A 21,348-nucleotide genomic window follows, 5' to 3' on the forward strand; every position below is an offset into this window, starting at 1 on the left:
CCGTAAACGGAGCATACGCCACCCATACTTCGCCATTCACCAAACACCCAAAGGTATTTTTTCCTTCGTGGGTTAAGGGCGGTAATACATTTGGATTGGAGGAATCAGGATCTGTAACCTCTTTTTTGCAAGAAAGAACTCCCGCGCCTATCAGGAACAGGGCCACCGAAAAGAATATGTATGGAGTTCTATTCATGTCTTTACATTAATAAACAGTCATCCGCCAATCGAAGCGACCTTCCCGGATTCGTATCGTATCTCCCGGGCAGGAAGGATTAATCAAATCCATTTCAAACGTACCCGAAATGATTCCTTCACTCGCAGAAAATTTAGTGATAAAAACCCGTCTGAGTAAACTATCATTATATCTATAAACTGAGCAGTTGTGATTTCCTTTATAATCTGTAAACCCTCTCATTTGGTTATCATCTGTAAGCACTTGGTACTCTCCTGTTTGAACAAGGTTCTCCAACAAAATATCAACTTGATCAGATTTTCCTTCTGAACTCAATTTTCTGTTAGCAACCAAATGCATCATATTGGTATTTGCATAATAAATACCTTCAAGTGCCATTGCCCCTCCTACAGCGAAAGGCATTTGCGCCACCCATACTTCACCATTCACTTTACACCCAAAGGTGTTTTTTCCTTCGTGGGTTAAGGGTGGTAAAACATTTGAGTAGGAAGAATTGGAGACTACAACCTCTTTTTTGCATCCCATCAAACCGATAATCAGCACTCCATAAATCGCTATGTATCGTATTCTTTTCATTTTATTTAGTAACTGCAATCGAAACGGCCTTCCCGGATTCGTATCGTATCTTCGGGACAAGAAGGATTCACCAAGTCCATTTCAAAGGTTCCCGAAATGATTCTGGATGATGATGAGAAATAACTCACGTTGACGTTTCTAATCAAACTATCATGATAAAAATACTTCCAACAATCATAATTATTATTAAAATCAGAAAAACCACCTAACTCATTATTCATTGTTTCAACTAAGTAGCTATTCTCCCCATTAAATCCAGATATAACTATAGTTAAACGTTCAAAGATATTCTTATCCTCATCTTTTTTTCTGGCAACAATTTGCACCCCTGCTAAATCCGGATAGTACTCGGTTTCTATCTCGCTAGCTCCTCCTACGGAAAAAGGCATTTGCGCCACCCACACTTCACCATTCACTTTACACCCAAAGGTGTTTTTTCCTTCGTGGGTTAAGGGCGGCAAGACATTCGGATTGGAGGAATCAGGATCTGCAACCTCTTTTTTGCATCCCACTCCGCACAACATCACACTCCCTACTATCAGGAATATCATTTTTCTATAGACCGTATGTACGTATGGGTATTTCATAGGAGGTACATGGGTAGTACAGCTAATATAGAGAAAAAGTATTTAACCGCGCCTGTTACTTCTCTATTTTTTTACAAAAAAGTATAAAAAAATTCTTACTGTGTAATCCATTACAGTTGTTATTCCGTCGTCTTTTTGAATACAATCCGGAGCGTAAGAACTTCCCGTTCGTTAATTAAAAATTACCATACTCCAGTCAAACCGTCCCTGTCGTATCCGCAACGTATCTTCCGGACACGAAGAGTTGATGAGATCCATATTAAAAAGGCCGGATATCACACCGTCTGCATGCGAAAACCTGGTGATTAACACCTTATGGAGCAAAGTCGTATCCACGTAATACTGTGAGCAGGAGTAGTTGCCCGCATAATCGGTAAACCCTTTGGTCACCATATGCGTAGCAGCCATATCATGATATCCTGCTGATGTCAGATCCTCTATTCCGAAACGAATGGTCTCAAATTTATTCTGGTCATCCAGGTCTCTGGTAGCTGTAATATAAAATCCGCGGGTTGAAAGATTATAATTCCCTTCCAGAGCAATTGGTCCACCAATCGTAAAGGAAGCATAGGCTACCCATTTTTCACCATTCACCAGACAACCAAAGGTATTTTTCCCTTCACTTGTCAGTTCGGGTAACTCCTCCTGGGAGCTGGCCTCGTCCTTCGAACAGGAAGTCATTATCACTCCCAGAACAAAGAGCATCAGTAGAATCAATCCATACTGATGCAGGATTACTTTTTGATTTGTTTTCATCGTGTAACTGTTCAGTTGGTGCGAACAAGTTACTAATAAAATAATAATCAGACAAAAGGTTGTGTAAGCAAAGGGATTGTCGTATCCCAAATTACAACTACCTAGTAATAGAAATAAACGCGTATCGCTTCAGTTTTCAAACGCTGCCGGATCCATTTCCTGATCTGGTTTTTCTCTTCAGCTGTATACTCTTCCGAATACGAATGAAACACGACCAGTGCCAGTTGTTCCGAATTGCGAAGTGAATCGGTAAACTTGGTTGCTTCCGAGTAGATACAAACGTCTGTTTTCGGATAAATTGTTTTTATTTCAGCCAACAATTCTTTCCCGATATCATTCCGGGTTTTTAATACGTTAATCTCTGCGTCTTTCTCTTTGAGTTTTTCGTTTTGAGAGATCATCTCTGCTTTGAGACGTTCCACCTGCAACACCGAAGGATCTCCTTTGTCAAAAGCTACTCCCTGCTCAACCAGTATACTGGAACGATCAAGTCCGAAATCAGCGGCTTTCATGCGGATCTTTAACTTTTGCTCGTCTGTCAGTGCATTACCTCCATATACCAGTGTAACTTCTCTCCGGTCTCCGTCCACCACATTTTTGATCAGAAAGTTTCCTTCAAATACAAGAACATTATTTACAAATTTGGTGGCATTGTCAATAAACTTTTCCTTTTGTACCAGTCCGTATCCGAAATAGATACTTGGGATAATAGTTACCACAATCACTACTGAAATCCAACGGTTCACCACCGATTTTCTGTTCGTATCTACCAACGTACGAATTGGAAATTTCAAAATCTGTGAAACCACCATCGCTGAGATTGCGATGAATACGGTGTTAATCGTAAAGAGGTAAAAAGCACCGAAAAAGTAATAAAACTGTCCCGTAGCCAGTCCGTAACCCGCTGTACAAAGCGGTGGCATCAGGGCGGTAGCAATCGCCACTCCGGGAATTACATTCCCCTTTTGTTTACTACTGATGGCTACAATACCTGCCAACCCTCCAAAAAGGGCAATGAGCACATCATAAATTGTAGGACTTGTACGTGCTAATAATTCCGAATGTGCTGTTGAAATAGGCGTGATGGCAAAATACACTGTACTCGCCACCAAACTGGCACCTACCGCAAACCCAAAATTTTTAATGGCCTTACGAAACAAGGGAAAGTTGTACGTTGCAATACTATATCCCATCCCGTTGATCGGTCCCATCAGCGGAGAGATAAGCATGGCTCCGATAATCACTGCCGTTGAATTCATATTCAGACCGACAGAAGCCACGATTATGGCAAAAACAAGAATCCAGAGGTTGGTTCCTTTAAAGATGATGTCTTTTTCAATATTCTTGTGAATTATCTCAAAATCATCTACGTCTCCGTCTAGTTTGAGGTATTCAAGTATCTGCTTAATATTTGCCATAGTATATAAGGATGCGACTACGAAAATAAAATAATTTTTGGTTTCCGCTTTCATCCAAAAGAAAAAGCTGCCCTAAAGCAGCTTTCCCTTGTATTACGTATTGTAATTTCTTTTTATCCTCCGAAGTCGTCAAAACGAACGTTCTCGTCAGGAACACCCCAATCCGAACACATTTTAACAACTGCGTTGTTCATCATCGGAGGTCCGCAGAAATAGAATTCTATATCTTCCGGTGCTTCGTGTTTTGTCAGATACTGATCAATCACAACCTGGTGAATGAATCCAACAAATCCGTCTCCTTCCGCTTCTGTACTTTCTTTCACTTTCCAGTTATCTTCCGGAAGTGGCTCTGACAATGCGATGTAGAACTTAAAGTTCGGGAAATCGCGCTCCAATGCACGGAAATGCTCAATGTAGAACAGTTCTCGTTTCGAACGACCACCGTACCAATAGGTTACTTTTCGTCCTGTTTTCACAGTACGGAACAAGTGGTACAAGTGTGAACGCATGGGTGCCATACCTGCTCCACCACCGATGTAAAGCATTTCAGCATCTGACTCGTTGATGAAGAATTCACCGTAAGGTCCTGATACGATTACCTTATCACCTGGTTTTGTCGCAAAAATATACGAAGAAGCAATTCCCGGATTCACGTTCATCCAACCGTTACGTGCGCGATCCCATGGTGGAGTAGCCACACGAACGTTCAGCATGATACGACGTCCTTCTGCCGGGTACGAAGCCATTGAGTAGGCACGTACTACATCTTCGTCATTTTTCATAACCAATGGCCAAAGGTTGAAGTTATCCCACTCTTTTTTAAACTTCTCAGGCTCTCCCGGATGTTCTTCAGGGTGTGCTGTAATATCAATTGAAGAGTAAGGCACTTCACAAGCCGGAATACGGATCTGGATATATCCACCCGGTTTGTAATCCATATCTTCGGGAATCTCAACGATAAACTCTTTAATGAAAGATGCCACGTTGTAATTGGAAACAACTGTTGCTTCCCATTCTTTAACTCCCAATACTTCCTCTTCAACATGGATTTCCATGTCTTCTTTTACCTTCACCTGACATCCTAAACGCCAGTTATCAGCAATTTGCTTACGCGAAAAGTGTGGCTCTTCCGTAGGAAGGATGTTCCCTCCTCCTGAAAGTACCTGACAAGTACACTGAATACAGGTTCCTCCACCACCACATGCGGATGGAAGGAAAATCCCCTGGCTTCCTAATGTACCTAACAACGTTCCTCCCCCGTCTACTTCCAGAGTACGATCGCCGTTAATTGTAATTTTAATTTTTCCTGACGGTGAAAGTTTAGCCTTTGCGAAAAGAAGTACGCTTACTAACAAGAGTACTACGATCAAAAAGACTGCTACCGTTATTCCTACTGTTAATCCCATTATTAATTCCGTTGTACTGTTAATATTCGATTCCCATAAAACTCATAAAGGCAATTCCCATCAATCCTGTCAGGATGAAAGTAATTCCCAATCCTCTTAGCGGTGCAGGAACATGAGAGTATTTGATTTTCTCACGAATTGCAGCAATAGCAACAATTGCTATAAACCAACCAATTCCTGACCCCAGACCGAACGCTGTAGCGTCTGTAATTGTCGAATACTGACGATCCTGCATAAACAGGGCACCTCCAAGAATCGAACAGTTTACAGCGATCAGCGGAAGGAAGATCCCTAATGCACCATAAAGTGCAGGAGCAAACTTCTCAACGATCATCTCTACCAACTGTACCATTGAAGCAATTACCGCAATGAACATGATAAATGAAAGGAAGGATAAATCAACTGTACTGGAACCATTCACTCCCCACTCAGGGTTAATCCATTCCAATGCACCTTCTTTCAGGATATAGTTCTCTAGCAAATAGTTAATCGGAACTGTAATTCCCAATACGAAAATAACAGCTGCACCAAGACCTACTGCCGTTTTTACTGTTTTCGAGACAGCCAGGTAAGAACACATTCCAAGGAAATATGCGAAAATCATATTTTCCGAGAAAATGGCTTTTACAAAAATATCTAATGTACTTTCCATATTACTTTTTCTTTAACGAAGTCTAGTGCTCCTCGATTAATGATTTGTTTCGTGAACGTTGAATCCAAATGATTATTCCCACAACGATCAATGCCATAGGAGGCAAAATCATCATGTTGTTGTTTACATAACCTAAGTTATAAATACCTGTACCATTTGGAAAGCCATCTACCGGTATCGAACTTCCAAAAGGAGCCCAACCGTAAATAGATCCTGAACCAAATAACTCTCTAAAGAAGGCAACAACAATTAGTACCCATGCATATCCAAACGAATTACCCATTGCGTCCATAAATGATGGCCAGGGTTTATTTGCCATTGCAAATGCCTCAAAACGTCCCATGATTATACAGTTGGTAATGATCAATCCGACAAAAACGGATAATTTCTCCGAAACATCCGGAAGGAAAGCTTTCAACACCTCGTTTACTATAATTACCAGCGAGGCTACAACCACCAGCTGCACAATAATACGTATACGTGAGGGAATCAGGTTTCGAAGCAAAGAAATAACCACATTTCCTAACCCCAATACAAACAGTACGGAAGCAGACATTACTACCGCCTGTTCAACCTGCACTGTAATTGCCAAAGCCGAACAAATTCCCAATACCTGAATTGTAATCGGGTTGTTATCCGAAAGTGGCTCTGTTACCAGTTTTCTATTCTTTTTCGAAAAAAGCGGCTCTTTCGGCGCTTTGATCTTTTCTGCTACTTCACTCATAATCCGGCTTATTTAACAGTTTTAAAATAGTTTATGTAAATCCCCATTGTACGGTTCATCATCTCTTCCACTCCTTTAGAAGTAATTGTACCACCAGTGATTCCATCTACTTTCTGAGGGTTTGCTCCTGAACCATCCTTTACTACAGTAATTGGAGTAAAGTTGAACGAGGCATCAGCAATTGTTTCATTCAACCAACGATCCGTAAAGAATTTCTGCTTGATTTCAGCTCCCAATCCCGGGGTTTCTGACTTGTGATCGTAGCTTACACCGTAGATCGTTCGCATATCATCTTTCAATGCTACATATCCCCAGATGGGGCCCCAAAGACCTTTTCCTACAACCGGGATAATCAAAAGATTTTCGCCTTCTTTCTCAGCAAAGTAAAGCGGGTACTTTTTCATATCTTCCGTAAGCGTCTTATCTCTGTGTTGTTTTTTAACATCTATATCAAATGCTACTTCTCCATCCAGTGCTTCTCCGTTCTTATTAATAACAAGGCTGGAGGTAATGTATTTATCGTAAACGTCATCCGCACTTTTTCGTGTACTTTCGACCTGAATAGCAGCAAGAATATCCATTTTCTTCTTAACCACATTATTCATTGTCTGCTTTTCCTTCAACCCCATAGAGATCGAAGCCAGAATAGTCCCCACTACAGCTACAAGCGCAATGGTAAAACCAAAAATATATCCGTTACTTTCTTTATTCATTGCCATGACTATGCTGTTTTAAGACGTTTTAAACGACGGTTAATATTCATTTGCACAACGTAGTGATCAATAAGAGGAGCCATAACGTTCATAAACAGAATCGCCAACATCACTCCTTCAGGATATGCCGGATTCAATACACGAATCATTACCGCTAGCATACCTCCGAAAACTCCGTACCAGATTTTCCCTGTTGCTGTTTGAGCAGCTGTAACAGGATCTGTAGCCATGAAAATTGCTCCGAAGGCAAATCCACCTACTAATAAATGCATATATGCAGGAATCTGCATGAACTCATTCCCTAATCCGGGACCAATCAGATTGAACAGGTATCCCATTCCTAAACCACCAAGTGCAAACGAAAGCATAACACGTAAGCTTCCTACTCCAGTAGCAATCAAAATAACAGCACCGATTAAACAAGCAATTACAGATGTCTCACCAATAGATCCCGGGATAATTCCGATAAAGGAATCCATGGCTGAGAATTTGTCCATCAAACCGGTGGCCCCATCCACTGTGGGCGAGTCTGACACCAGTGATGCAGCATCTCCAAGAAAAGTCGCTCCTGAGAATCCGTCAGCTTCCTGACCACCCATCCATACTTTGTCTCCTGACATAGATGTCGGATAAGCAAAGAATAGGAATGCACGGGCAGTCAACGCCACGTTCAGGATATTCATTCCTGTTCCTCCAAATACTTCTTTCCCGATTACTACCGCAAAAATAGTTGCTACTGCCACCATCCATAGTGGAACTTCCACAGGCATAATCAATGGAATAAGCATTCCGGAAACCAGGAATCCCTCATGAATAGGGTGTCCTTTAATTGTACAGAAGATAAACTCCACTCCCAGTCCGACAGCGTAGGAAACGACTACCATTGGAAGTACTTTAATCAACCCGTACAGCAATTTTGCTCCGAAATCATCCAGATAGGGCAGATCCATATTACCGGACTCCGCCACCATATGCCAGTGTCCTGTATTATACATCCCGAATAACAATGCAGGTATAAGGGCCATAACAACGATAAACATTGTCCGCTTCAAATCTACTCCATCACGAATATGTGCTCCACGTTTTGTGGTTGTAGCCGGAGTAAAAAGGAAAGTCGCAAGACCATCATACACGTAATGAAGCTTCTCAAGCTTTCCGCCTTTCGCGAAAATCGGCTCCATACTTTTAACTTTCTTTTCCAGAAATTTCACTTTCTACGTCTTTTTAGTTCAACAATTATTTTAGAGACATTCTTTTTTGATCAGATCCAATCCTTTTCGAATCTCCTCCTGAATTTCAATTTTCGATGTACAAACATATTCGCACAACGCAAAGTCTTCAGGAGCCACTTCATAAATACCCAGATTTTCCATCAGATCAATATCATCCGTCATAGACGCTTTGATCAACTGCATCGGATAAATATCAAACGGGAATACTTTTTCCATTTCTCCTGTTACAACAAACCCTCTTTCCTCTCCATTTGTGTTAGTATCCAAACGGAACTTCTTGTTCGGAGTAAGGAAAGTAGGGAAAAGACGTGAATTTGAAAATTTGTCAAATCCAAGCCCCAGCCATCCTTTCGTCAGGAAGAATTTCATTTCATTCCCTTCAGGGATAACTGTTATATGATTATCATAGAAACCTATGAATCCATCCTGTCCTATATTTTCACCTGTAAGTACATTACCGGAAATAATTCGGTTCTCACCGTCATTTAATCCGCCGTCCACTATGCTTTTAACAGCCGCACCGCTTATCACACGATAGTACTTGGGTGTTTTCACTTCGGAACCGGTTAGAGCAACCAACTTCGTGAGGTCAAACTTACCTTCGGCAAAATAACGTCCGATGATCATTACATCCTGCGGATTGATCACCCACACAAATTCATTTTTGTTGATCGGATCAACGTGGTGTATTTGTGTCCCTACGTTTCCGACAGGGTGTTTACCTACAAATTTATCCTGCACAACTCCTTTTGCACCTGTAAACGCTTCATCATGACGTGTACTTCCGTTCATTCCCAAATGAACTTTTCCTTTTGTCAATTTGGAAATAACGTCAAGCCCTTTTTGGAAATACTCCGACTGACCATGCAGCACGAAGTCATAATCCGGAGCAAGAGGTGCCGAATCGAAAGCCGAGATAAAGATCGCTTTCGGGTCGTTATCAGGGTTGGCTACAATATCCAGAGGACGCTGTTTAATCATCGGCCACAATCCTGAATTCAGTATTGTGCTTTTCACTTCTTCGGAAGACATAGAAGCAGGATCCATTGGACGTCCTTCTTCGTATTGTATTTCCGGATCAGCTTTGATTCTTACTTCCAGGATTCTTCGTTTTTCACCACGCACCACATCAGTAACCTCACCGCTTACCGGAGAAGCATACTTAATCTGCTCGTTGTACTTATCGAAGAAAATCACCGTACCGGCCTTCACCTTTTCACCGGGTTTAACAACCATCTTTGGAGTCATACCGTGAAAATCGGATGGTTTCACAGCATAGAAATCAGAAATTGGCGCATTAGCTGTCACTTTCTCAGCCTCGCCTACTAATCTGATATCCAAACCTTTCTTTAGTCTAATAGTCTTGGACATGCGAATTACCTATTAAAATTCGAAAGGCAAATTTATAAAATTGTTTTGTTTAGGACTCGGATTATGTGACTTAGAGTACATCAAATATTAATTTAGAATAATTCTAAATTATACGCTTTCATTTTCAGTTATACACGTCCTTTTAAAAAGTAAACTTAACTTCTTTAATTTCCACTATTTGAGAGGAAAGTACACTGATTGGCTTTTTCTTCAAGACAAGCTTCTCCTGCCTCATTCTTTTATTTTTCTCAGATGCTCCCAACACTTGTTTTGATCTTTTTTTTGTTAAAAGGCAAACTAAGTATGAAGTTTTAACGTTATATTAGTTGCACCACCATCTATAAAGCGAAAAAATGAAATTACATACAGCCATTACAGAAGGAGTCAGAATAAGTGTTCAACCGCAATTCCGTCCTGACTTCTCAAAAGTAAACGAATCCGTATACTATTTTCATTACCGGATTTCTATTGAAAACAGGAATAATTTTCCGGTCAAGCTTCTAAAGCGATGCTGGCATATTTACGACTCTCTGAATCCCTTTCGAATTGTGGAAGGAGATGGAGTGATCGGAAATCAACCTGAATTACAACCGGGAGAAGTTTACCATTATACTTCCGGGTGTGATCTGAATTCTGAAATGGGATATATGGAAGGGTATTATACATTTGAAAATATGCTGACCAAAGAAACATTCAAAGTGAATGTCCCTCAATTTCACTTAGTCTTTCCCGGTAAGTATAATTAGTTCTATTCTTCTCCTTTTAAGAAAAACAGAACATTTTTCTCTAGTACAGCGGTGGACAAAAGATCTTTTGCACTGCTATTTATCATCTCGTGTGAGAAATCTTTTAACTGTAACACTCCCTGTTCCAGTTTCCGGACTATTTCGCTGTTACTTTCCCATGTTCTCCTGTCTGTAATCAGATAATTTTCTCCCCTACTTTCTTCCCGGGAAATGGTTTCACCGTTTTTACAAAAAACAATACCGGAACTCATATCTACCTTTTTCTCCACTGTATTGTAAAAAAACCAGGCTACTCCGGACATATCAATAAGCGACTGTTCCATCAGCACCTCATCTACCCCTTCCGGGTCTGCTAGTCGTGAACTATTTTTCTGCAGGAACCGAAGAAAAAGCAGCGAAGTCAATTCATCCTGTTCTCCCATCCAACAAAACACCCGATTATCGCTTATGCGAAGCTGCCTTGTAATCGCCAGTCTATCATCCCCTAATGCATAGAGTTTGGTATCTGACAGCTGTTCAACCGGATCATTTGCGAACAATAAATCATATTTTCTGGCCTCCTCTTTTTTGATCTCTGCAAAAGACTCTTCAAACATCTTTGTCATCTGCTCCTGCTTGTTCATTAACCTATCTTGGTTTCTTTCAGCCGCTTTCTTTTCGTTGATCAACCGAACGAGTAACACAATGATAATGACAGTCAAAGCCGCAATTGAAAACAGAATCAACCATTTGTTACGCACTTCCGCGCTGAAATATCGTTCTTCACTTTTCTGGGAATGCCTGAGGAAAGCTTTATCTTTTTTGTTTTCCGACATCATCCTATCAAACTCCAACGCAGCTATATCTTCCTGTGTGGCCGATAAAAACTGCTGTTCCTTCAGATCCACGTATTCTTCATAATAATCCAACGCCTTATCAAATCCCTTCCGCTGTTTTTCAACTTCGGTAAGAGCCATTAATGCATCTGCTCTGGAACTGTACGAATCGGCTTCAACACCAACATCATATGATTTATGATAATACCATGATGCACTGTCTAATATCCCCTGAAAAAAGAACCAGTCTCCCAAATTATAGTAGCTTTCAGCTATGTGAAGAAGATTTCCTATTTCAAGACGGCTTTTTAGGGCTTTCTGAAAATACGCTTTGGACAGATCTTCTTTCTCCTGAAAAAAATAACTGATCGCCAAATTATTATAACTATGTGCTACATTTCGTTTATCACCATTCGTCATAGAGATAACCAGAGCTTCGTTAAAGTAATAGTCTGCCAGATCAAAATCTCCTATTCCCTGGTAATATCCTCCTAGCACGTTATATGCATTCGCCAGTTCCGTGGTACGATCCAACTCACGGACTTCTTTGATGTAATCCAGAATCAAAGCTTCTCCTTTCAGTGTATCTTTGATCTGAATGTAACTTCTTCCCAAATTTAATTTCGCAAGATTTGACATCCAGATATCCTCTAGTTCACTCCCCTCATTCATTGATTTAAGATACCAACTGATCGCTTCGCGTACTTCTCCTCTTCGAAAGTGAACATTACCAATACCATTATACGCATCTACCAAATCTTTCCGCGATTCATGTTTCTCGTAATATTTTCGGGATCGGTGCAGATTTTCCAACGCCAGCTTATGATTTCCTCTTTCGCTGTGATAGTCTGCAATATAAAAGTAGGCTATCATTTCGGCAGGTTCATCTCCTTCTTTTACCGCCCGCTCCAGTAGCTCTTTACTTAACAGGAATAATTGCTCCGGTTCATTTTTTGCATAATGCGCCAACAATTTTTCATACGCCTCTACATTGATAAGATCCTTGCGTTCAATCTCAGTGTATAAACTATCCTTATTAAGTCTTGGCTGTCCAAGGACAGATAAAACACTAAAGACAAGAATCAGTTGAAAAATAAAGATTCTAGTTGAGTACATGCAGTTGCTTCGTTTCTTCAAACGTACGATTTTTTTTCAAAACAGGTATTTGTACTTTTCAGATTCCTCGCCCTCACCTTTCTCTTCCTATTCTGCAACTTCGGGGAGTATTCTGTAACAAAAGTAACTTGTTTATTCAATGATTACGCTTATTTTTGTGAAAAAACAGAATTATGGCAAACGGAATATTTAATGTACCTGTCGCGAAAAACGAGCCGGTTAAGTCCTACGCTCCGGGAAGTCCGGAAAGAGATGAATTACTGGCTGTTTATAACGAGATGTACAACCAGGAACCTATTCACGTTCCTATGTATATTGGTGGAGAAGAGGTCAGTACAGATAATAAGAAGAAACTAAGCCCTCCTCATGAGCATGCTAAAGTATTGGGACACGCCAGTATTGGTGACGCTTCTCACGTTGAAATGGCTATTGATGCTGCCATGAAAGCCCGAGAAGCATGGGCGAATCTACCATGGGAAGAACGCGCTGCTATTTTCCTGAAAGCTGCGGACCTTCTGGCAGGACCTTTCCGTGCAAAGATGAATGCTGCAACAATGCTTGCTCAGTCAAAGAATGTTTTCCAGACTGAAATTGATGCAGTTTGTGAGTTGGTGGACTTTTTCCGTTTCAACGTACAGTATATGACGCAGATATACCGTGAGCAACCGGAATCATTACCAGGGACATGGAACCGTCTTGAGTATCGTCCATTGGAAGGTTTTGTTTTCGCAATCACTCCGTTTAACTTTACTTCTATAGCAGCTAACCTTTCTGCAGCTCCGGCTATGATGGGGAATGTTGTGGTATGGAAACCTGCCGAATCACAAATTTATTCGGCAAAGGTAATCATGGATATCTTCAAGGCTGCCGGGCTTCCTGATGGTGTTATCAATATGGTAACAACCAGAGGTAGTGTTGCTGGAGAGGTTGTTTTCAACCACCGTGACTTCGGAGGTCTTCACTTTACAGGATCTACTTCTGTATTTCAAAGCCTATGGAAAACCATCGGATCGAATATTCACAAGTACCGTTCGTATCCGCGAATCGTAGGAGAGACCGGTGGAAAAGACTTTGTCGTTGCCCACAAATCGTCTAATGCAAAAGAAGTTGCTACAGCGCTTTCAAGAGGTGCTTTTGAGTTTCAGGGACAAAAATGTTCTGCTGCTTCACGGGCATATATTCCAAACAACATCTGGGGAGATGTAAAGGACTATTTACTGGCCGATCTGGAATCTTTCAAAATGGGAGCTCCTTCGGATACTTCCAATTTTATCAATGCAGTTATTGACGAGAAAGCTTTTGACAGTATTTCGTCTTACATTGACTATGTTAAAGACCAACCGGATGCCGAAATTATTGCAGGAGGGAACTACGATAAATCAAAAGGGTACTTTATTGAACCTACTGTAATTCTTACAAGTAATCCGAAATTCAGAACCATGTGTGAAGAAATATTTGGTCCTGTATTGACGATTTATGTATACGAAGCTGATCAATTTGAAGAAACACTTCGTCTGGTAGACGGAACATCTGATTATGCGCTTACGGGAGCTATTTTCTCGAATGACCGTTATGCTACAAATCTGGCAGTGAAATTGCTTGAAAACTCAGCCGGGAACTTCTACATTAACGATAAACCAACAGGTGCAGTTGTAGGACAACAACCTTTTGGTGGTGCTCGCGGTTCGGGAACGAATGATAAAGCAGGTGCTTCAATGAACCTGTTACGTTGGGTTTCTGCCCGAACAATTAAGGAAACTTTTGTTCCGCCAACAGACTATCGTTATCCTTTCTTAGGATAATTACAGATACAATTATACGTGAAAGCGGATATGGAAACATGTCCGCTTTTTCTGTCTTCACACTTTTCTGTGAATAACATCTGATTCCCTGTCGTATCGAACCCAATCTATTTTATTTACTTTTGGTGTATGCAGATCAAGAAATACATACGTCCGTTTCGCAACAAATACCTTCTGGTAGGAACTTTATTTGTTGTATACGTTGTTTTTCTAGATGATGTCGATGTATTTATGCTCTATTCCAAACACAGGAAATTACAGCAACTGGAGGCTGAGAAAGAAGAAATGCAGTCCAAACTGGAAGAGGTTGCTGATATGCAATCTATTCTTAATGACCACGACGCACTGGAACGCTTTGCCCGTGAAGAACGGTTATTCCGTAAGCCCAATGAAGATATTTACGTAATTTCAGAAGAGTAGATTTCTCTTTATTTACAACGAATAAGGATCCATCAGGTTTCCTCCTCCTTTATTTCTCTCCTTTTGTTCGGGATTCATTTGCTCCGGATTAATACACGTTGTAATTTCATTTGATACAATAGTCTTTCCACCTTCTTGTCCGTCTAAGCGGTAACGCAATTTCGTTTCGAACTCCCCGGTATATACGGGTTGTATAAACTCCCAATATTCATTTTTATCCAACGTGATTGTATGATAACTGTTCCCACAAAAGCTGGAAGGAAGATACGTAATCGGTTTCCAATTACCATATTGATCCAACACCTCTGTTATAATAGATAACCGGCTATCCAGCACCCCAAAAACGGCTTTCTTGTTCGTTGTATTTACAAGGTATAACTTATGTCCTACTATATCCGTATCTCCGTATTTAACAGGTTGTTCTTCTGCCAATAAATATAATTTATCTTGTGTAAATCTACCATTTGTTTCCAAAGGTCTGTTCGGTGAATGCCATTCTCCGTTTGATGGTTGTTCATTTTTCTCACTACTAAAAGCGTAACACTCTCCTTGTAACTGATAAACAATGTCGAGACTATCCAAATCTGAAACATCGATAGCTTCTCCCGGAGGGACGATACCCTCTCCAGTAGTCGACGACCCTGTCGAATCCTTACATGCTACCAATGTAAAAAGGGAAAGAAACAATATTCCCGTCACGATCTTACTTTTCTTTTTCATTGTAGTACCTCCTAATTTATCACAACAGCTCCCATACTGTTGTTATTTTATTCTGTTATATTCTTCATGGATTTGTATACCTCCAGGTTCACTTCTCATAATTCTTGTTCGTTCTTCTTTACTTTTCATCCAGCGATACAACCAGGAGAATCCCCATTTTCCAAAATAAAACTCTTCCTGTTCATAAACCGGATCTGAAAGTGCTTCGTCTAAAGAAATGAACGTATACCCTCTTGCTTTCAATCTACTAAAAAGCAATGAGAAAAAATCTGCATTTAACCGGTTATCATGGCATAAATAGATTTGGTTAATTATCCGGCCATACTGCTCTCCGGCAAGGGAGTCATAAAAATCAAACAACCGAACAGTTTCGCTCACATAAAGTTGTCCGATCTTTTCTGCAGTAATTGTATCATCCTGACGAAGATAATATTCATAGACGGCGTCGTACATCCAGTCAGCACTTTCAATGGTATAGGGAGCCAGCTTATACCCGGTACTATCCAGATATTGTTTCAACCGGATCTGTGCCACAGAATCCTTCCCCAGATCATTGAACGGAAAACGAAAATACGAAAGCGTTTTACCATATTCTCCGGTAATTGATTTTGACATTTCCCCTCCTTTTTCAATATCCTTTACAAAATCCTCGTAATCGTTTTCCGAATAACGCATATGAGAATAAGTATGATTTCCGGCTGTTACATATTCCTTTTTGATCCAGTCCTCTAATGGCTTTTCATCCACAGAATCTTTTTTAAATACCAACTTGTCCTCATTACTAAAGATCGCCACTGGAATTCCCAAAGAATCCAGTTTTCGTAAAAGTTCGGTTTTTCCGGTTTCTCGGTATAATTTTGTATTCGGAACATCATCAATTGTGATGGAAACTTTACGTTCGGGCAGTGATTTCAGCCTTTCGTCGAGCCAGGTTATGATTGCTGTATTCAGTACTTTCTTGTCCCCATGAAAAAAATGATCTGCATCAAAAACATCCATTTTGTAATCGTAGTATAAGGAATCTAATTGTCTTGCCAGATGTAACGTCCCAGAGTAATTAACCCGGGTGTCCTGTTTTCCGCAAATCAGATAAAGACTACTCTCCCTACATAATTTTTCAGGCCAATACCTTACCGATCGTGTCTGAAAAAAGGAATCTCTATAAAGCTGGTATTCGGGAATTTGTGTGAAAACAGTTGTTTCCAGTCCGGTCATATCGGCTAAATCGCTGATTCCATTTACTACAATGCCTGTAGTGATTTCGCGGCTTTCTTTTAGTGTCAGATAGGTCATCATACCCCCTCTCGCCCAACCCAGCATCCCAGTTTTTTCAGGGATTACATTCTCCAGCTGCTTTCCAATCCTGATCAGGTTCAGGACGTCGTTAAGTTCCTGTCCTCCATACGCATCTTCATCTCTGTAGTCAGAAGCCATCACGACGTAACCGCTATGTGCTATTTCAGCAGCAAAACGTATCATAGTCATCAACGTAAGTTTTCCATAACCGCGATAGCCGTCTCTGTTGAATATTACTAAAGGATATATTCCTTCCTCACGGGGTTCAATCATAAAACTTTTTACACGAGCCGAATCACTTTTATATACGATAAAAGAAAAGTTCAATTCGTTTAAGTAAGCGAACTCAGGAAGTAACTGTCCTTCTTTGGAAATACGCGGCCAGACATCTGTCTCTTCCAGTTTTACAGGAAGTTTCGAGATCAACTCTCCGCTTGTCTGCGTCTTTCCCGCACAATGGCAAAACAACAACAAAAATACAGCAAGGAATGGCTTCATTCCCTAAAGATAAAAAATTTGAAACAGGCTCAATATATCGAAAAAACAGTTACTTATTTTTCGGCAGACCAATGAGGTAAAACAATCCTCCCCCTTTCCTGATCTTACCAATATCCCAATCATATTGATTAGTCGGATCTACTTTCCTGACCATTTCCTGCATTTCTTTTACGGAATACGTCCGGAAACTGGAAACGACGCCATCCCATAACACACAAAGAGGTACAACCGGAATAAGATAGGTAAAGATAATTCGCCCCCATTTAAACGGGCGAATGAAAGGAGTCGTAAACAACACACTTAACGGAGAAAAAAGCATTGCCATCACACTGGGTACATTGCGTCCCTGCGCTTCAAACACAGCTATAGGACTATTACTTTCCACTGCATTCGCTAAAATCTGACAGGCATCAACTGGTTTAAAGTGATGGAAAGACAAAAACTGAGTTCTGAACCCTTTTAAATTGCCCGGTACTTTACGGGCATCAACCGGATAATCGACAGAACGAAAATTATCTGCCATTTTTTTTGTACGTTCAAATGCAGAAAGATTCGGATAGTAATCTGTCAGTGTAATCTTCAAATGAGGAATTTCTTTCTTCAATTCCTCATTTAACCAAAGTAATCCCCCTCCTCCTCCGGAAGCCAGATCCAATAACTCATTGGTTTCACTTTTCCTGATTTTTTCTGCCAGCAACGGAATAATTGATTTGTACACTTTTGCCTTATTGGACAAAAACTGCAGGAAATCCGTCATATAGTCACGTAAAAACCCGGGAAACCATTCCTGGTCTTCAAATTCAAAAAGATGGATTCTCCTCATTGTTCCTGTTTTTACTTATGTTATCCTATTCTTGTACCGTTCTTCACTTTTCTTTCCGGCTGAAGTAAAGTCACCTCTTTATCTTCTCCGACTCCACCAAGTATAAGGCATTCGCTCATAATAGTTGCAATCTGCTTTTTAGGAAAATTAACTACAGCTATGACTTGCTTTCCTATCAATTCTTCAGAGTTGTAAAGCTTTGTGATTTGTGCTGATGTTTTCCGCTCGCCCAATTCTCCAAAATCAACAACTATTTTATATGCCGGATTTCGAACTTCTTTGAACTCTTCTGCCGCAATAATAGTTCCCACTCTCATTTCGACCTTCATAAAGTCATCCCAGCTCAATTTTCCTTCTTCTTTTTCCATACGCTTAAATCTGTACTTTTTGTAACGAAAATAAGCATTAAAACACAGACTGTAAATCTCATCACCCGGCGACTTCTCTTCTCTTAAAAAAACTTCTCTTAATTTAATCCCTTTTTTATTCTAAACAACATCAATTTCACATTGAAACGCCTCATTGTTTACTGTAAAATGAATACTTTTACCTCCTGTCAAATTATTGTATGATTCGTAAAGGTTCTTTTCTTCTATTTCTGATACTGATTCAGGTTTCACTGGCAAAAGCAGATACCATAGACTCCCTGATTAATAAAGCTTTCTTACAACTAGCCACTGCTCCGGACTCTGCATTTCAGACCATTGATAGTTTTAAAAGCCAGATTCAACTATACGACCAACACGATCAAAAAAAATTCCACCGGAAAGCGGCTTCTCTTTTCTCACAAGTCGGGGCTTTTGACAAAGAAGCTCATCATCTGCAAAATGAGATACTTCTGCATTCAAACTCCCCTGATTCCGCATTCCAGACTATGGTTGTTCTCGGAATGGCTTATTTAAACTCTGGGCGCACCGACCTAGCAAAAAACTGTTTCCGATGGGCAGAAAGATATTTTTTCGCTACTTCAAATCAGGAAAAGATTGTCAACGCCTATAGTGGACTGGCATCTGTTTATACGGTTTCAGGGAGAAGAATCGATGCTATTGATTATTATTTCAAGGCCATTCAACTACTCGAACGCACCGAAAACTATCTCACACTTGCCAAAACCTACTCTAACCTCTCTATTCTATACGTTTCATTAGGAGAAAAACAAAGAGCTCTTGAAATACGAAGAAAAGCATACAATTATGCTATTTTATCCGGGGATCCTGAAGAAATTCATTTTGAGGAGTTAAATCTCGGAGGGTCCTACAATGGTCTTAATCAAGTTGACTCAGCTCTGTATTATTTAAAAAAGTCAGAAGCTTATTTTGAGGAACATTTCAATGCTCAAATACTAAATGCTATTTATAATGAAATAGGGGCTTCTTATTCAAAAACAGGTAAAAATGATAAAGCTGAAGAATATTACCTGAAATCGATCCAATTACTGAAAACCGGAGGGTTTGATTTCGCACTTCCCGGCACAATGGGAAACTATGGGCTTGTTCTTCACGCAAAGCAAGAATTTAGTAAAGGTATTAGCGTTTGTCAGGAAGCTTTGCCTATCGCAAAGAGAATTCAGTATCTTGAGGTAGAAATGATTGTGTGTAACTGTCTTTATAAAAACTTTAAAGCAACCCATCAGGCGGATAGCGCATTATTCTATTACGAACACACACTACTTTTAAAAGACAGCCTTGATAATGCGGAATTGCAGAAAGCTTCTTTACGCAAAGAGCTGGAAGCAAAATACACACTGGAAAAAGAAGGTATTATTTCTTCTGCCGCCAGAGAGTTGGACAAAGTGGTCAATTTACGAAACGTGTTGCTCATTGGAAGTTCTATTTTACTAATTGCTTTACTTATACTTTTTGTTTCTTTCTATCAAAAGAAAAAGGCTATTACTTTTGTGAAACGTGAGAAACAGTATCTTGATAATCTTATTCATAATCTTGTACACGAATTCAGAACTCCTCTTACACTGATTAAAGGACCGGCTGAAGAGCTCTTAAAATCAGATCACTCCAATCCTTATTTGCAGCTCATTAACAAAAATGGAGAACACATGTTACACCTGATTAATCAGGTATTGGATTTTTCACGTATAAAAGCAGGAAAAATGAGTCTGTCTCCCGAACCAACTGACTTGCCTCTTTTTATAACAGGAATTAAGGATATGTTTGCTCCGCTGGCAGCTGGTAAAACTATCAGGTTGACATACACAAACCACATGGAACAAACGATTGTGACTCTGGATAGCGACAAACTTCTCAAAATTGTATCAAACCTTATAAGCAATGCTATTAAATACTCTCCGGAGAACTCTTCCGTTTCGATTACCTCTTCCGTTGAACAGGGAGAAATTGTAATTACCATTGCAGACACAGGTTTGGGAATCCCCCCGAATGAACAGGAGAATATTTTCAAAAAATACTATCAGATTGATTCAACAACCACGCGTAGAGAAAGTGGAACCGGTATCGGGCTTGCCTTTGTGAAAGAGCTGGTACAGCTTATGAAAGGTAAAATTAAGCTCACCAGTGTGCTTAAACAGGGAACTACAGTAAAAGTATATTTTCCTTACGAACCTGCACATATTACTTCAACCGCAAGTAATTCTTCTGATTTCGAAAAGTCTGTTCAACAAAATCCGATCATTTCTTTTGAATCAAATAAAGAAAAACCAAAAATATTGATCATTGAAGACAATTCGGATCTACGTTTATATCTTCAGTTACTTCTTGAAAAAGAAGGATATGAACTATATACAGCCATTGATGGAGAGGAGGGAATAGAACAAGCCATTACACTAATCCCTGACGTTATTATCTCGGATGTGATGATGCCCAGAAAAGATGGATTGGAAGTTCTTAGGGTTCTGAAAAATGATCCGGCAACTGAACATATTCCTATAATTATGCTGACCGCCAAATCCTCTTTTGACAGTATGATCAGCGGGCTTCAGTCGGGCGCTGATGATTATATCGCAAAACCTTTTCAATCGGAAGAATTGGTATTACGTGTAGCGAATCAGATCAGACTGCAGTTGAAGTTACAGAAAAGATACCTATCAGCAGAAAGTGTCGAAAAAGAAGATACCCCCAAACACAATCTGATTATAAAAATAGAAACACTGATTAGCGAAGAAGAAGGTGTTCATCTAAGCGTCGAAGAGGTTGCCGACCGATGTGCTATTAGCCGCTCTCAACTTCATAGAAAGATCAAACAGTTGACCGGTCTCTCCACGACAGCATTGCTTACCAAAATACGTCTGGATTTATCTGTATCAGACCTTATACAAACCGATCTCAGTATCTCCGAAATCAGCTACAAATATGGGTATTCAGATCCGGCTAATTTTTCCCGACTCTTCAAAAAACAATTCAATCAGTCTCCCAGTGAATACAGAAATTCAAGGGGTTAGAATATTGTGCAACATATAAACAGGAATACGCAACATACCTACAACCCTTCCTGCGGTATACCTCCTAGG

The 21,348-nt window shown here is 40.1% G+C and carries 20 protein-coding genes; 4 read left to right on the forward strand and 16 right to left on the reverse strand.

Annotated features, from left to right (window positions below):
* The 11 genes from AC4PL9_RS12475 to AC4PL9_RS12525 form a co-directional block, all read right to left on the reverse strand.
* The coding region (locus tag AC4PL9_RS12475; RefSeq protein WP_491605079.1) for a Riean_0653 family protein at positions 1–196 on the reverse strand (196 nt) is incomplete at its 3' end.
* Positions 197–205: 9 nt separating this feature from the next.
* A complete protein-coding gene (locus AC4PL9_RS12480) occupies positions 206–772 on the reverse strand; it encodes a Riean_0653 family protein (RefSeq protein ID WP_491605080.1) in 567 nt (188 codons plus the stop codon).
* Between the two features lie 5 nt (positions 773–777).
* Positions 778–1,323 (reverse strand): Riean_0653 family protein, encoded by a 546-nt coding sequence (locus AC4PL9_RS12485; protein WP_491605081.1) that lies wholly within the window; start codon positions 1,321–1,323, stop codon positions 778–780.
* A gap of 207 nt (positions 1,324–1,530) precedes the next feature.
* On the reverse strand, positions 1,531–2,115 hold the full coding sequence (locus AC4PL9_RS12490; protein WP_491605082.1) for a Riean_0653 family protein: 585 nt from the start codon (positions 2,113–2,115) through the stop codon (positions 1,531–1,533).
* A gap of 101 nt (positions 2,116–2,216) precedes the next feature.
* A complete protein-coding gene (locus AC4PL9_RS12495; protein WP_343785878.1) occupies positions 2,217–3,533 on the reverse strand; it encodes a DUF389 domain-containing protein in 1,317 nt (438 codons plus the stop codon).
* A 113-nt stretch (positions 3,534–3,646) separates the two neighbouring features.
* Positions 3,647–4,939, reverse strand: a complete 1,293-nt coding sequence (gene nqrF, locus AC4PL9_RS12500) for an NADH:ubiquinone reductase (Na(+)-transporting) subunit F (protein WP_491605083.1) — start codon at positions 4,937–4,939, stop codon at positions 3,647–3,649.
* A gap of 19 nt (positions 4,940–4,958) precedes the next feature.
* A complete protein-coding gene (nqrE, locus tag AC4PL9_RS12505; RefSeq protein ID WP_343785882.1) occupies positions 4,959–5,591 on the reverse strand; it encodes an NADH:ubiquinone reductase (Na(+)-transporting) subunit E in 633 nt (210 codons plus the stop codon).
* Between the two features lie 22 nt (positions 5,592–5,613).
* The gene (locus AC4PL9_RS12510) at positions 5,614–6,315 is read right to left on the reverse strand and encodes an NADH:ubiquinone reductase (Na(+)-transporting) subunit D (RefSeq protein ID WP_491605084.1); all 702 of its coding nucleotides are present in this window, start codon (positions 6,313–6,315) and stop codon (positions 5,614–5,616) included.
* Between the two features lie 8 nt (positions 6,316–6,323).
* Positions 6,324–7,034, reverse strand: coding sequence for an NADH:ubiquinone reductase (Na(+)-transporting) subunit C (gene nqrC, locus AC4PL9_RS12515; RefSeq protein WP_491605085.1), 711 nt, complete (start codon positions 7,032–7,034; stop codon positions 6,324–6,326).
* A gap of 2 nt (positions 7,035–7,036) precedes the next feature.
* Positions 7,037–8,239 (reverse strand): NADH:ubiquinone reductase (Na(+)-transporting) subunit B, encoded by a 1,203-nt coding sequence (locus AC4PL9_RS12520; RefSeq protein ID WP_491605086.1) that lies wholly within the window; start codon positions 8,237–8,239, stop codon positions 7,037–7,039.
* A gap of 30 nt (positions 8,240–8,269) precedes the next feature.
* The gene (locus AC4PL9_RS12525; protein ID WP_491605087.1) at positions 8,270–9,631 is read right to left on the reverse strand and encodes a Na(+)-translocating NADH-quinone reductase subunit A; all 1,362 of its coding nucleotides are present in this window, start codon (positions 9,629–9,631) and stop codon (positions 8,270–8,272) included.
* A 353-nt stretch (positions 9,632–9,984) separates the two neighbouring features.
* Here AC4PL9_RS12525 and apaG point away from each other — a divergent pair, with 353 nt between their 5' ends.
* Complete coding sequence (apaG, locus tag AC4PL9_RS12530) at positions 9,985–10,377, forward strand: Co2+/Mg2+ efflux protein ApaG (RefSeq protein WP_491605088.1); 393 nt, start codon at positions 9,985–9,987, stop codon at positions 10,375–10,377.
* A gap of 2 nt (positions 10,378–10,379) precedes the next feature.
* On the opposite strand, the gene AC4PL9_RS12535 is transcribed toward apaG, so the two are convergent.
* Positions 10,380–12,308 carry a tetratricopeptide repeat protein gene (locus tag AC4PL9_RS12535; protein WP_491605089.1) on the reverse strand — a complete coding sequence of 643 codons (1,929 nt, stop codon included), beginning with the start codon at positions 12,306–12,308 and terminating at the stop codon, positions 10,380–10,382.
* A 173-nt stretch (positions 12,309–12,481) separates the two neighbouring features.
* On the opposite strand from AC4PL9_RS12535, the gene pruA reads away from it, so the two are divergent.
* Together pruA and AC4PL9_RS12545 are read left to right on the forward strand one after the other, a co-directional pair.
* Complete coding sequence (pruA, locus tag AC4PL9_RS12540) at positions 12,482–14,110, forward strand: L-glutamate gamma-semialdehyde dehydrogenase (RefSeq protein ID WP_491605090.1); 1,629 nt, start codon at positions 12,482–12,484, stop codon at positions 14,108–14,110.
* A 129-nt stretch (positions 14,111–14,239) separates the two neighbouring features.
* Entirely contained in the window at positions 14,240–14,530 is a 291-nt protein-coding gene (locus AC4PL9_RS12545; RefSeq protein ID WP_343785898.1) for an FtsB family cell division protein, read from the forward strand.
* Between the two features lie 12 nt (positions 14,531–14,542).
* On the opposite strand, the gene AC4PL9_RS12550 is transcribed toward AC4PL9_RS12545, so the two are convergent.
* Genes AC4PL9_RS12550 through AC4PL9_RS12565 form a run of 4 tightly spaced genes read right to left on the reverse strand, consistent with a single transcriptional unit; the run spans position 14,543 to position 18,235 of the window.
* Positions 14,543–15,250 (reverse strand): hypothetical protein, encoded by a 708-nt coding sequence (locus AC4PL9_RS12550; protein ID WP_491605091.1) that lies wholly within the window; start codon positions 15,248–15,250, stop codon positions 14,543–14,545.
* Between the two features lie 42 nt (positions 15,251–15,292).
* Positions 15,293–17,044, reverse strand: a complete 1,752-nt coding sequence (locus AC4PL9_RS12555) for a prolyl oligopeptidase family serine peptidase (RefSeq protein WP_491605092.1) — start codon at positions 17,042–17,044, stop codon at positions 15,293–15,295.
* A gap of 49 nt (positions 17,045–17,093) precedes the next feature.
* Entirely contained in the window at positions 17,094–17,867 is a 774-nt protein-coding gene (locus tag AC4PL9_RS12560; RefSeq protein ID WP_491605093.1) for a hypothetical protein, read from the reverse strand.
* Between the two features lie 20 nt (positions 17,868–17,887).
* A complete protein-coding gene (locus tag AC4PL9_RS12565; RefSeq protein WP_491605094.1) occupies positions 17,888–18,235 on the reverse strand; it encodes a tRNA-binding protein in 348 nt (115 codons plus the stop codon).
* Between the two features lie 200 nt (positions 18,236–18,435).
* Here AC4PL9_RS12565 and AC4PL9_RS12570 point away from each other — a divergent pair, with 200 nt between their 5' ends.
* A complete protein-coding gene (locus AC4PL9_RS12570; protein ID WP_491605095.1) occupies positions 18,436–21,279 on the forward strand; it encodes an ATP-binding protein in 2,844 nt (947 codons plus the stop codon).
* Positions 21,280–21,348: the final 69 nt, after the last annotated feature.

Source organism: Wandonia sp. (genome assembly GCF_984588085.1).

Bases quoted from the DNA above. Each gene is read 5' to 3' on its own strand.
- AC4PL9_RS12480 (WP_491605080.1), bottom strand. From the start codon at position 772: ATGAAAAGAATACGATACATAGCGATTTATGGAGTGCTGATTATCGGT.
- AC4PL9_RS12485 (WP_491605081.1), bottom strand. From the start codon at position 1,323: ATGATATTCCTGATAGTAGGGAGTGTGATGTTGTGCGGAGTGGGATGC.
- AC4PL9_RS12490 (WP_491605082.1), bottom strand. From the start codon at position 2,115: ATGAAAACAAATCAAAAAGTAATCCTGCATCAGTATGGATTGATTCTA.
- AC4PL9_RS12495 (WP_343785878.1), bottom strand. From the start codon at position 3,533: ATGGCAAATATTAAGCAGATACTTGAATACCTCAAACTAGACGGAGAC.
- nqrF (WP_491605083.1), bottom strand. From the start codon at position 4,939: ATGGGATTAACAGTAGGAATAACGGTAGCAGTCTTTTTGATCGTAGTA.
- nqrE (WP_343785882.1), bottom strand. From the start codon at position 5,591: ATGGAAAGTACATTAGATATTTTTGTAAAAGCCATTTTCTCGGAAAAT.
- AC4PL9_RS12510 (WP_491605084.1), bottom strand. From the start codon at position 6,315: ATGAGTGAAGTAGCAGAAAAGATCAAAGCGCCGAAAGAGCCGCTTTTT.
- nqrC (WP_491605085.1), bottom strand. From the start codon at position 7,034: ATGGCAATGAATAAAGAAAGTAACGGATATATTTTTGGTTTTACCATT.
- AC4PL9_RS12525 (WP_491605087.1), bottom strand. From the start codon at position 9,631: ATGTCCAAGACTATTAGACTAAAGAAAGGTTTGGATATCAGATTAGTA.
- apaG (WP_491605088.1), top strand. From the start codon at position 9,985: ATGAAATTACATACAGCCATTACAGAAGGAGTCAGAATAAGTGTTCAA.
- AC4PL9_RS12535 (WP_491605089.1), bottom strand. From the start codon at position 12,308: ATGTACTCAACTAGAATCTTTATTTTTCAACTGATTCTTGTCTTTAGT.
- pruA (WP_491605090.1), top strand. From the start codon at position 12,482: ATGGCAAACGGAATATTTAATGTACCTGTCGCGAAAAACGAGCCGGTT.
- AC4PL9_RS12545 (WP_343785898.1), top strand. From the start codon at position 14,240: ATGCAGATCAAGAAATACATACGTCCGTTTCGCAACAAATACCTTCTG.
- AC4PL9_RS12550 (WP_491605091.1), bottom strand. From the start codon at position 15,250: ATGAAAAAGAAAAGTAAGATCGTGACGGGAATATTGTTTCTTTCCCTT.
- AC4PL9_RS12555 (WP_491605092.1), bottom strand. From the start codon at position 17,044: ATGAAGCCATTCCTTGCTGTATTTTTGTTGTTGTTTTGCCATTGTGCG.
- AC4PL9_RS12560 (WP_491605093.1), bottom strand. From the start codon at position 17,867: ATGAGGAGAATCCATCTTTTTGAATTTGAAGACCAGGAATGGTTTCCC.
- AC4PL9_RS12565 (WP_491605094.1), bottom strand. From the start codon at position 18,235: ATGGAAAAAGAAGAAGGAAAATTGAGCTGGGATGACTTTATGAAGGTC.
- AC4PL9_RS12570 (WP_491605095.1), top strand. From the start codon at position 18,436: ATGATTCGTAAAGGTTCTTTTCTTCTATTTCTGATACTGATTCAGGTT.